Origin of the sequence: Bacteroides cellulosilyticus DSM 14838 (assembly GCF_000158035.1) — a bacterium.
Classification (GTDB): domain Bacteria; phylum Bacteroidota; class Bacteroidia; order Bacteroidales; family Bacteroidaceae; genus Bacteroides; species Bacteroides cellulosilyticus.
The window spans coordinates 1425674-1438370 of the sequence record NZ_EQ973490.1; the positions used below are offsets into that span (position 1 = coordinate 1425674).

General features: G+C 45.9%; 6 protein-coding genes. All 6 read left to right on the top strand.

Going from position 1 to position 12697, the window contains the following annotated elements:
• Positions 1 to 1173, top strand: a 1173-nt coding sequence (locus BACCELL_RS09790) for an alpha-L-arabinofuranosidase C-terminal domain-containing protein (protein WP_007211585.1), incomplete at its 5' end; no start/stop codon positions are given.
• Positions 1174 to 1774: 601 nt separating this feature from the next.
• Entirely contained in the window at positions 1775 to 2335 is a 561-nt protein-coding gene (locus tag BACCELL_RS09800) for an RNA polymerase sigma-70 factor (RefSeq protein WP_007211587.1), read from the top strand.
• A 74-nt stretch (positions 2336 to 2409) separates the two neighbouring features.
• Positions 2410 to 3357 carry a FecR family protein gene (locus BACCELL_RS09805; RefSeq protein ID WP_007211588.1) on the top strand — a complete coding sequence of 316 codons (948 nt, stop codon included), beginning with the start codon at positions 2410 to 2412 and terminating at the stop codon, positions 3355 to 3357.
• Between the two features lie 219 nt (positions 3358 to 3576).
• The gene (locus tag BACCELL_RS09810; protein ID WP_242577617.1) at positions 3577 to 6948 is read left to right on the top strand and encodes a TonB-dependent receptor; all 3372 of its coding nucleotides are present in this window, start codon (positions 3577 to 3579) and stop codon (positions 6946 to 6948) included.
• Between the two features lie 13 nt (positions 6949 to 6961).
• Positions 6962 to 8905 carry a RagB/SusD family nutrient uptake outer membrane protein gene (locus tag BACCELL_RS09815; protein WP_007211590.1) on the top strand — a complete coding sequence of 648 codons (1944 nt, stop codon included), beginning with the start codon at positions 6962 to 6964 and terminating at the stop codon, positions 8903 to 8905.
• Positions 8906 to 8992: 87 nt separating this feature from the next.
• The gene (locus BACCELL_RS09820; protein ID WP_192914507.1) at positions 8993 to 12571 is read left to right on the top strand and encodes an alpha-L-rhamnosidase; all 3579 of its coding nucleotides are present in this window, start codon (positions 8993 to 8995) and stop codon (positions 12569 to 12571) included.
• Positions 12572 to 12697 lie beyond the last annotated feature (126 nt).

Here is a 12697-nt window from a genome sequence, read left to right on the forward strand (position 1 = left end):
GGTACGTGGAATCCGGAATTCTTCTTCCAGAACACGACTATCTTTGATAACCATCCGCGTGGAAAATACGATGTCTATGTAGGCGAATATGCTTGTAACGCCAATGTAGGCGGTGGAAACATGCGTGCCGCCCTCTCGGAAGCCGCCTTTATCTCCGGTATGGAGCGCAACGGTGATCTGGTGAAGATGACTTCGTATGCCCCGCTTCTGGAGAACCGGAACGACCGTTCGTGGGCTGTCAACCTCATTTGGCTGGATACGGACCAGGTACTTGGACGCAGTTCTTACTATGTACAACAGATGGCGGCTGAAAACCGTCCGACGTACAATGTGAAGAGTAATATGACTATGAGCACTCCACGGATAGCCGATTATAATGAAGGACGTTTCGGCTTCGGCTCCTGGCATACACAAGTTGAATTCAAGGATGTGAAACTGACCGGAGCAGATGGAGCGCCTATTGATCTTGATCTTAACAAGGCGGTGAAGAAAGAAGGCGAATGGAGTCTGGATAACGGTCTGTTGAAGCAAACATCTCTGAGAGAACCGGCGAAATACATTGTTGATGGCTTCAATGGCAACCAGTTTACACTGGAGTTCAAGGTTCGCAAAGAAGGCGGTAACGAAGGTTTCTTCCTCTATTTCGGCTTGTCGGAGGACAGTAACAAAGGCTTTGTATATAACGTTGCCGGATGGAACAATGGTACGACGGCTGTAGAAGGAGTTATAGGTGGACGCACTTCCGGTGTGGCAGGCGACCGGGTATCTCACAGTCTCGAAACCGATAAATGGTACGACGCGAAACTGGTGGTTACTCCTCAGAAGAGCGAACTCTTCATGGATGGCAAACTGATATTGGCCCATGCCCCGGAGACGACTCCGCTTCAGTTCTTCTCTTCCGGTTATGATGAGGCAACCGGTGAGGTGATCGTGAAAGTAGTGAACTCAGAGGCTCAGTCCTATCCGTTACGGATCAAACTGGATGGAGTGGATAGCGTGGAGAAGACCGGTAAAGTGATTTCTCTGTCCGCAGCCAGTGACATGGATGAGAACTCGTTTGAAGAACCAATGAAGATCTCTCCGAAGGAAAGCGAATACAAAGGCTTTGGAAAGAGCTTCGATTATACCTTCCCGCCATTCTCATATACTATATTGAGAGTGAAGGCGAAATGATAAGCATAGAGGCGCTTTTGATGCAATACGTCATCAAAAGCGCCTTTTTTTTGACTTATGCCGTTTGCTGAAAGCCTGAAATAGGATTGTACCGCAGAATGGAATGCATATACATGCGGCAGATTTGCATGATTTCTTATCCTTATACAAGCTTTATGCAATGAGTATAGGTTTTGAACAGATCATACAGGTATTCCGGATGAACGGAACAAGTATTCTTGTTGAGTATAACAAGCATTCCGGACGAGCGGAACATGCATTCTTGTTGAACGGAACATTTATTCTTCTGAAACGGAGCATCTATTCCGGGCAAAACGGACCTACTTTCAACATAACAGGATTGTCCGTATTTTTATATCATTCTATTAGTTAAGCAGATGCGAATTTTCTTTTGTATATTTCCGATGTACCTGTGCTTCGGGGCTAAAGAAATGATTCTCGATGGCTTAGGAATGCAAAATGTCACAATGTAACTTCGTATTCCAGACGGTTCATCTCCTGGACAGGCTTTGTTTTTTAAGCCCGGCTTTGTCCGGTTATGAATGAAAAGGCTTATATTTGCATTACCATACCTTTTTTAATTTAATATACTTGACGGTCAATGACAATAGATCTGAATTTTTTTAATAAGTTCTTTATTGACTATCAGCAGCGCTTCGTTCACTTTGCCTGTACCTATGTGCACGATGAAGCCGTTGCCGAAGACTTTGTCATTGAGTCCATGATGTATTACTGGGAAAATAAAGACCGCCTGCCTGCCGATACCAATATTCCGGCTTATGTACTGACCACTATCAAACATAAATGCATTGACCATCTGCGGCATCAGCAAATCCGGCAGGACGTTTCGGATGAAATCTCCCAAATCTATGCTTGGGAGCTGTCCGGTAGAATCGTTACATTGGAGGACTTTGAACCTTATGAGGTCTTTACGGCAGAGATACAGGAGATTGTTGATAAGACTCTGGATAGCTTGCCCGAACAAACCAGGCGTATTTTTAGGATGAGCCGTTATGAGAATAAGTCTCATAAAGAAATCGCAGCTTTACTGGAAATGACAACCAAAGGCGTAGAGTTTCATATCTCCAAGTCTACCAGGGAGTTACGCTTGGCCCTGAAAGATTACCTGCCCGTCTCTTTACTCTTTTTCTACCTCAACTGAAAAAAGTTTGTTTTTCTACTAGGGAATATTTCCCGTGGTTCGCTATTACTATAGATACACAAATAAAAGTATGTATGGATAAAGACTTATTATATCGTTTTTTCGAAGGTCGTGCTTCCGTAGAAGAAATGAGATTGGTGAAAGAATGGTCGGAAGCCTCCGAGGAGAACAGCAAGCTGTTACGTCGGGAGCGCAAGCTGTTCAATGCCATCATTCTTTCGGGGCGCTTCGAATCATCTGACGGCCAAACTACACTCAGAAAGAAAAGAAACCATTTCGTCAGAGAGTTTCTGAAGATAGCTTCTGTTGTCGCGATAACGGTAGGCATAACGGCTGCATTGTTTTCAATAGGAGAAGATAAGGAGGATATGAATGTAGCCATGCAAACTATTACCGTGCCGGCCGGCCAGCGTGTGAACCTCGATTTACCCGATGGTTCAAACGTTTGGCTGAACGCCGGAACGACGATGAAATATCCTGTCTCGTTCATGAAAGGCAAACGCGAAGTGATACTGGACGGAGAGGCTTATTTTGAGGTGGCACACAATGAGAAATCCCCTTTCGTGGTGCGGACGCATGCAATGGATGTGGAAGTACTGGGCACAAAGTTCAATGTGGAGGCCTATTCGGCAGGGCGCACTTTTGAGGCTTCTCTGATGCAGGGAAAGGTGAGGGTGAAGTCTCCTGCTAATGAAAAGCTTGCCGTAGTGCTTCTTCCCCAGTATAAAACGACTCTGAAGGATGGCAAACTGGTGGTGAGCAAGATTGATGATTATAATGTGTACCGCTGGAAAGAAGGTTTGTATTGCTTCAAGAATAAACCCTTTGCCCGGATCATGGAAGATCTGGAAAGATATTATGATCTGAAGATTCAGTTGGATAAGAAGAGCATAGAAGGCGTGGCGCTGACCGGCAAGTTCCGTATATCCGACGGGCTGGACTATGCATTGCGTGTTTTGCAGAAGGATGTAGCCTTTACTTACCGGAGAGATAAAGATAATGACGTCATTTATATAAAGTAAATCGTAGTATTAACCGGATTAAAACAAAAGATTAGCCTATGGAACAATACTGATGGAAAACAAGAAAGCCGATGGATGTTTGCCCCATCCACCGGCCCTGATTAACACAATTCAATTTATAAATCGTATTAATAACTCATTTACAAAGATATGAAAAACATTCCTTTGTCGGATATTTATTGCCCTAAAAATCCGCAATTAACATTATTATTTAGAATTATGAGAATATCAATATTCTTTTTGTTCTTCTGTGCTTTTAGCCTGATGGCGAAGAATAGTCACTCACAAAATGCACGGGTGACAATCAATCGAACCAATGTACAACTTGAATCTATACTGAATGAAATAGAGTCTCAGACGGATTATCTGTTCATCTATAAAGAAGATGTAAACGTAGAGGCGCGCAAAAGTATCCGGGCGGATAATGCAAAGGTATCGGAAGTACTGAATACATTGCTGGCAAACTCTCCTATCCGCTATAAGATGGAGGGAAACCATATCATTCTGACCAGACAGGCAGTGGCTGATGTACGTCAGGCCGGCGTAACGGGTGTGGTTACCGATGAATCGGGAGAACCTTTGATCGGGGTTACCGTTCTGGTGAAAGGTGGTAGCCAAGGCAGTGTGACAGACCTTGAAGGTAAGTTTACGCTGGTTGCCAATGTGGGCAATGTACTTCAGTTTAGCTATATAGGATATGTTTCACAGGAAGTGAAGCTGAAGGATCTGAAACTGTTGCGTGTGGTTCTGCGTGAAGATGCCAATTTACTGGACGAAGTCGTTGTAATCGGCTATGGCAGTATGAAGAAGAAAGACCTGACAGGTGCCATTACCCATGTGCAGGCTGAAAAGATGGCGAAAGAGAAACCGGCTACCATGCAGGATTTATTGCGTAGCGCGGCACCGGGACTGAACGTGGATCTGTCCAACGATGCCAAAGGCGGTGGTAATATGTTAGTGCGTGGACGTCGCTCTCTGAAAGGTGGAACCGGGCCATTGATTGTTCTGAACGGTATGATCTTTCAGGGTGATCTTTCTGAAATAAATCCGGTGGATATAGAGTCTGTAGACGTCTTGAAAGACGCATCATCGGCAGCCGTTTACGGAGCAAAGTCGGCTAACGGCGTAGTACTTGTTACTACCAAGAAAGGAACGGAGGAGAAACCGACTATTCGGTTCGATGCAAGCGTGGGTTTTGTGACCATGGGGGCTAACCGGGAGGTGTATAGTGCGGATGAGTATTTGCAATATCGTGCAGATTATGCGGCAAGCAGCAACGGGTTCGGGAATCAAGGCTATTACGTTAAGCCCACGGCCGAAAACCTGAATAAGTATAACCTTACCGAAGCGCAATGGCGTAACTATGATGCCATAGGACAGGGTTCCACGAATATGGAAGACATCTGGTTGCAACGCATCGGTCTGGGAGAGATAGAGCGCGAAAACTATTATGCGGGTAGAACATACGACTGGTATGATGCCTCTTTCCAAACCGGATTGAGACAGGACTACAATGTAAGTCTGTCCGGTAAGACGTCCAACCTGAATTATTACTGGTCTTTAGGTTATCTGGACAGCGAAGGATTGGTGGTAGGAGACCGGTTTAAGAATTATCGTACCAATTTGCGACTGGATGGAAAGATAGGTAACTTCATGGAGGCAGGTGTCAATCTGAATTTGCAGAGTCGGGAAGAAGGTTTCCAGACGGTGAGTTGGGAAGGACAGATCGCTAATTCTCCTTACTCTACTCCATATTATAGCGACGGCACGCTGAATCCCTGGCCTATGGGAGAAAAGAATCAGGTAACGGGTGTGAACAGCCTTTACAATAACTCCATGTCATCCAAAGATGCAGGTACCCAGAATGTGACGGCGAATTTCTATGCTAAATTAAAACTGCCTTTCAACATTTCATATCAGTTCAACTTTGCACCCCGGTATAGTTGGAACCATTCAAGATACTGGAACAGTTCGCAAAGCGTCTTTGACAAAGACAACGGAGTTGCAGGCAGATCGACGGCCCGTTCCGTAGATTGGACACTGGACAATATGGTGAAGTGGAACTATACTTTCGCCAAGAAACATAATATAGACTTGACCTTGCTCCAGAGTGCCGAGAAATATGAAGTATGGGAAGAGTCAATGGTAGCTTCCGACTTTACCCCTTCGGATGTACTGGAATGGCATAACATGAAGACTGCGGGCAACAAAGAAATCAGTGCCAATGATACGAAACATACGGGTGCCGCATTGATGGCCCGTTTATTCTACTCTTATGACAACCGCTATATGCTGACCGCATCTGTTCGTCGCGACGGTTTCTCTGCTTTCGGTGCTTCCAATCCCTGGGCTACATTTCCCGCCATAGCCGTGGCATGGAGTTTCACGAATGAAAAGTTCTTCAAGTGGGCGCCAATGAGTAGCGGTAAGCTGCGTTTGTCCTGGGGTAAGAATGGAAACCGGGATATCGGTATTTACCAAGCCTTGTCCCAATTGCATGGAGGTACGGCCGGCAAATATACTTATGTTACTCCACAAGGGAGTCTGTATGAAGTGTCTTCATTGCAGATTGAAAGAATGTCCAATACGGATTTGAAATGGGAAACTACCACATCCTGGAATGTCGGTCTGGATTTCGGTTTCCTGAATGACCGTATCAATGGTAGCATTGAATGGTACCATATGCCTACAACGGACTTGTTGGTAGACAGAAGCTTGCCGGGCTTTACAGGTTATACGGATATCGTAACCAATCTGGGACAGGTTAATAATGAAGGGTTTGAATTCTCATTGAATACGGTTAATATCCGCAATAAGAACTTTACCTGGTCTTCTACATTCGGGCTTTCACACAACAAGAATACGATTAAGCATTTGTATTACCGTTACGAAGATGTATTGAACGAGGCCGGAGAAGTGGTAGGAAGTAAAGAAGTGGACGATGTGAACAGGGGCTGGTTTGTAGGGAAAGATATTTCGGCCATCTGGGATCATGAATTCATCGGCATCTGGCAGGAAGATGAAGCGGAAGAAGCCGCAAAGTACGGGCAGCAACCGGGTGATGCAAAAGTCAGGGATGTGAATGGAGATTATAAGATTACCCAGGAGGATAAGGTCTTCTTAGGTCAGGAAACACCTAAGTTCAGATGGTCGTTCAGAAATGAATTTACTTTGTTTCGGAATTGGGATATTTCTCTCAATCTTTATTCTCAGATGGGACATAAGCAAAGTACAACGGAATATCTGAACTTCTTTGATAATCTGGGTGATTATTCGAATACCTATAAGCGCGAATACTGGACTCCTGAGAACAAATCAAATTCGTATGCCCGTCTGAAGTCGACACGTCCTTCGAATATCAACCCCAAGAAGGTGATAAACAAAGGCTTTATCCGCCTGGAGAATATTTCTGTTTCTTACAGGGTGCCCCAACAGTTTGCACGGAAACTGATGGCTAAAGAGATCAGTATATACGGAACTGTCAGGAATGTGGCTGTCTGGGCCTTTGACAAAGAGTGGGATTATTGGGACCCGGAAACAAAGGGACTTCTCCCCAGAACATTTACTTTCGGTGCAAGTATAACATTTTAATTAAATAACTATCATGAAAACAAATCTAATAAAAGCGATATATCTGACCTTCGGGTTATCTTCATTAGCATTAACGGGATGTTCGGACAGTTGGCTGAAGCCGGAACCATTGTCATTTTATGAACCCAGTGTGACGTTATCCACCAAAGAAGGGTTGGAAGCTGCGCTCACTACCTGCCACAGACAGATGCGTTATTATTATATGGAGGATAACGGGCCTGCATTGGCTACGGAAATGATATTCTCGGATGTGGCTGTAACGGCTGTATCCGACTTTAGCGGGTGCCAGGACATCCTTTCGAATGTGACTCCTATTTCTGAGAACAATTGGTTCGGTACGAATATGATTAATTGGTTCTGGAATATGGGTACACAAGGTATCAGCTTTGCCAATGTGGTGATTTCGCGCATTTCCGAGTTGGATTTGGACCAGACCACCAAAGAACAGATGCTATCCAGTGCTTATTTCCAGCGTGCCTGGCGTTACTATCATCTGATTTTCCAGTTTGGTGATATCCCCTTCCTGTCGAAAGAAGTCACGACTCCGAAGCTCGACTTTCGTTCCACAAAGATGGAAGTGGTTATCGAGCAAATGATTAAAGATCTGGAATATGCCGTAGGGCATATCCCAGATCAGGTTGACTATGGTAAAGAAAACAAAGGAGCCTGCCGGATGCTGCTTATTAAGTATTACATGGCAGCCGGAGATTTTGACAAGGCGCTTGAACAGGCCAATGCACTTATTGACGCTTCCGGATATGAACTGATGGAAAATACATTTGGCAAGTGGGAGAATCCTTATCCGGAACATCATCCGGTGACACGCAATGTGATCTGGGATTTGCATAGACCGGTAAATAAGGCGGATGCTTCCAATAAGGAGACCATCATGCTCATGGTGAACAGATATGATAATTCAGAAAGCCGGCTCAATACGAATTACCTGTATAATATGACTCCGTTCTGGTCGCAAACAGATGTGAACAGAGGTATCCTGGTGCCCAGTAAGTCGCAGTCCGGTATGACGAGACAGTCTGCTACGGCGGGTATGCTGGCACAATATCCTGACTTTTTAGATTGCAGGGCGATCTATGGACGTGGTGAAGCGTTTTCAAGACCTACTTATCATGCGGAAAAATCCATGTGGGGTGATAAAAATGATCTCCGACACAGTCGGGAAGCCGGTAACTGGTTCGTGATGGAGGATCTGAAATATAATGATCCTAAATTATTGGGTACGGATGATGCTGTCTATTATCTGAAACCTATACAGAAGTATGCGGATGACGGCACGCTATTGTGCAAGGATACCATTCGTTGCTGGTTCGATTATCCGTATTATAAATTATGGGTAGAAGATACGGCGAGGGAAGTAGCCAATGGATATTCGGGTACGGACTACGTTGGAGGTTCGGGCGACTGGTATGTATATCGTCTTGCGGAAGCTTATCTGCTGAGGGCGGAGGCTTACTACTGGAAGAAGGAATATGCGAAAGCTGCCGCTGATGTAAATAAGATCAGAGAACGTGCCGGATGTACGGATTTGTTCGATGCCGGCGAACTTAATGGATTGGACGGGCTGGACGTGATTATGGATGAAAGGGCCCGTGAGCTGATGTATGAAGAGTTCAGGCATGTGGAACTTGTACGTGTTTCGTTTATAAAAGAGAATCAGGAAGGGAATTACACCTCTCCGAAAGACCTTGCAGACGAAAGTAGTAACAGTTATTGGTGGCACAGAATCACGGAATATAATAACTATTACAATAAGGGTGTGAAAACGCTTCATAATGATGAATACAAAATAGGGAAGTACAATATATTCTGGCCTATACCGCAGACCGCCATTGATGCGAACTTGTATGGCCGGGTAAATCAGAACTATGGATATTCCGGTTATGAGCTGAATGAAACCCCTATTGCTTCACAAGAAGAGCAAATAGCATCCGGCCAGTAATAAAATGAGTGTCTCATAATGAAGAGATTGGGCAAGTTTATTATCTTTGCTTGCCTAATCTCCTTTATAACCCTAAAAACATCACGTATGAAAAGATGTAGAATTCACATTTTATCTGTTTTGCTTATCTATCTTTCCTGCCCTGCTCTGTTGTATGCTGCTACGGAACATGCTGTATCTATTGAAAAGCTCAAAGTGGAATATGCCGAAATGCCATTGGGTATAGATGTGGAAAAGCCCCGCTTCAGTTGGCAGATGGTAATGCAGAATACCGAAAGGGGGTATTCGCAGAAAGCCTATCAGATAACGGTGACTGATGAAGCTGGACAAACGGTATGGGACAGCGGAAGAGTGTCGAGTGACCTGTCGCTGAACATTGAATATGCCGGTGCTCCCCTGCAACCCACTACCTGCTATTTCTGGACGGTAAACGTATGGAACCAGAAGGGTGAGCAATCTTCCTCGACCTCCTGGTTTGAAACGGGACTGATGAGTAAAGCCAATCCGTATGAGGGATGGAGTGATGCGAAGTGGATAGGTGGCGGAGATGAAGACATGGTGCTCTATTCCCACTATCTTCCGGTGTTCAGGCTGAACGTTGCACTCCGGTTGGATAAGGAGACAAAGAGTACCCGTGCAGGCTTTGTCTACGGAGCGAATGATCAACGTCTGATGGATAAGAATAAGAACCTGTATCAGTTGCAGAACGGGAAAGATGAGTCTTACATAAAAATAGAACTGGACTTGGATTCGCTTGCTTCGGGTAAAGAGGCGATGTTGAATGTATATCGTGTAGGATACCACCCGGATGATCGGAAAGATGTTCCTTTCAAGAGCTTTCCCATCCCCCTGACATTGATTAATGAAAGTAATAAGTATGACCGGCATACGGTGAGCCTTACTTCTGATCTGGGTTTTACAAGATTCTATGTGGATAATGCTGAAGAACTTGGTTGGATAAATCTGAATCCGCTGGGGCAGGGAGGTGATTTCATCGCTTTCCCGGTAGTGGGCGACATCGGCTTTGATGTTCCCGCTGGGCAATCCGCCACTTTCCCGGAAATGGAGATTGCCAACTTCAGAAGCCCTTCGAACGTGATTACTACTTGCCGGGAAGGAAATAGCCGGATAGCCGGCGGCACTTCCGGTGTTCTTACTATATTCACTCCCGAAGGAAACTCCGCACCGATGCTTCGTACGGTCTTCTCTTCTCCCGATGCGGAGATTGTAAAAGCCCGCCTGTATGTTACTTCACGTGGCATTTATGAGGTCTATCTCAATGGTAATCGTGTAGGGGATGATTATTTTAATCCCGGAGTTACCCAGTATAACAAAACTCATCTGTACCAGACGTTTGATGTGACAAAGTACGTCCATTCCGGCAGAAATGCCCTGGGTGCTTTGCTGGCAGAAGGCTGGTGGAGCGGTGGTGCTACTTTTACGGGAGATAACTGGAACTTCTTCGGTGACCGCCAGTCTTTATTGGCAAAGCTGGTTATCACGTATGCGGACGGTCGGACCAATGTTGTGGTGACCGATCCTTTGTCCTGGCAGTATTTCGGTAAAGGCCCCGTCGCTTACGGAAGTTTCTTTCAGGGCGAAGTGTATGATGCTTTAAGAGAACCGGCGGTGGAAGGATGGAGCACGGCATCTTATGATGCATCTGCCTGGAAACCGGCTCATGAGGTTGCTTTGGAAGGACATATCAGTAAGGTGGGAAACCCGAATATGCCGTGGGTGAACGATTATTCAGGTTTTGAACTTATCGGGCAATTCGGCCAGACGGTGAAACCAATCAATGAACTGACGGCTCTTTCAGTAGAAGAAGTCCGCCCCGGCGTGTTTGTGTACGACATGGGGCAGAATATGGTAGGAGTCCCCCGTATCAGTTTGTCGGGCATGCAGCCCGGAACGGAAATCACTCTGCGCTTTGCGGAAGTGAAATATCCCGATTTGCCGGAATACGAGGGGAATATCGGCATGATTATGCTGGAGAATATCCGTGCCGCTATGGCTCAGGATATTTATATCGCTAAAGGCGGGCAGGAAACCATCTCTCCCCGTTTCACCTATCATGGCTACCGCTTTATAGAGATAACGGGTATTGACAAATCCTTGCCTGTGGAATCCGTGAAAGGGATAGTGCTAAGCTCTATACACGAACTGGCTTCTCACTACGAAACTTCCAATGCACGGGTGAACCAGCTGTGGAAGAATATCACCTGGTCTTCTTACGGCAATTTCCTCTCCATTCCTACGGACTGTCCGCAACGCAATGAGCGCTTGGGATGGAGTGGGGATATCTCTGTCTTCTCCCGTACCGCCACTTATCTGGCGGATGTACCGCAGTTCCTGCGCCGTCACATGCGTGCCATGCGCGATGTGCAGCGGACGGACGGGCGCTTCCCGGATATCGCCCCGCTGGGTGGTGGTTTCGGTGGTATGCTGTGGGGCAGTGCCGGAATTACGGTTCCCTGGGAGTGCTACCAGCAATACGGAGATACCGCACTGCTGAGCGAGCACTACACAGCCATGAAGCGTTATATTCAATATATCATTGACCAAACGATTGAGACGGAAACCAACCTGATCGTGCAGACCCGTTCATGGGGGGACCTGTGCGACTGGCTGGGATTGGAGGATGAGAAGAATGATAAGTCCCTGGTATGGGAAGCCTATTTCATCCACGACCTGGATTTGATGACGAAGATGGCGGCGGCTTTGGGCAAGACATCCGATGCCGCATGGTTCCGCGACTTGCATGCCGCCCGAAGGGATTTCTTCAATAAGACCTATATAGAGCCGGAAAGCGGAAAAACGATATTCTCCGCTTTCATCCCTGACAAGAAGGGGCAACCTGTCGATATACAGACTTCGTATGTGCTTCCATTGGCTTTCGGCATTATTAATGAAGAGAACCGTAATAAGGTGATTGCTAATCTTGCGGAGACAGTCAGACGGGAGAATACCACTGATAGAGGCCGCCTGTGTCCTTCTTACTCTCTTATGACCGGTTTCATCGGTACGGCATGGATCAGTAAGGCTTTATCCGATTACGGGCTGAACGATCTGGCTTACAGGCTGCTTCAACAGACAGATTATCCTTCGTGGCTTTACTCCGTGGAACAGGGGGCGACTACCATTTGGGAACGTCTGAACTCTTACACTCACACGGATGGTTTCGGTGGTAACAATCGCATGAACTCTTTCAATCATTATTCTTTTGGTGCCGTGGGTGCCTGGATGTACAATTATTCTTTAGGAATACAACGTGATGAGGCTTATCCCGGTTTCAAACAGTTCATTCTGAAACCGATGCCCGATCCGACCGGAAAGATGAAGTATGCCCGGGGATATTATGATTCGATGTACGGACGTATTGAGAGTAGTTGGAGAGAGGAAAGAGGCATGATCCATTACGCTTTTACGGTACCTGGAAATACTACGGCTACGCTGTATTTGCCGGCTGCATCGTTGAGAGATGTCCGCGAAGGGGAGAAACTTATCCGAAAATGCAAGGGAATAGAATATATTGGTGAAGGAAGCGGGCAGGTAGTCTTGAAGCTTCTTCCCGGTAGCTATTCGTTTGAGGTGAAGAAGGAACACCCGATGGCGGGGAAGAAGAGGAAGAAAGGTGAGATAACCAGATCTAAAGGAACTCATTGAAAAAACAAACTGAAGATTGTGGGCAACTTTTAACCGCACGGACAAAAAAGTGCTGATAGGTTTAAATATGAATCTTGGTTCTCCTACCAGTTTGTCTTTTCTCAGGAATCAGGGAATTGAGTCTTC

Coding starts and splice junctions, on each gene's coding strand:
- BACCELL_RS09810 (WP_242577617.1), top strand. CDS start 3,577: ATGAGAATATCAATATTCTTTTTGTTCTTCTGTGCTTTTAGCCTGATG.
- BACCELL_RS09820 (WP_192914507.1), top strand. CDS start 8,993: ATGAAAAGATGTAGAATTCACATTTTATCTGTTTTGCTTATCTATCTT.
- BACCELL_RS09800 (WP_007211587.1), top strand. CDS start 1,775: ATGACAATAGATCTGAATTTTTTTAATAAGTTCTTTATTGACTATCAG.
- BACCELL_RS09815 (WP_007211590.1), top strand. CDS start 6,962: ATGAAAACAAATCTAATAAAAGCGATATATCTGACCTTCGGGTTATCT.
- BACCELL_RS09805 (WP_007211588.1), top strand. CDS start 2,410: ATGGATAAAGACTTATTATATCGTTTTTTCGAAGGTCGTGCTTCCGTA.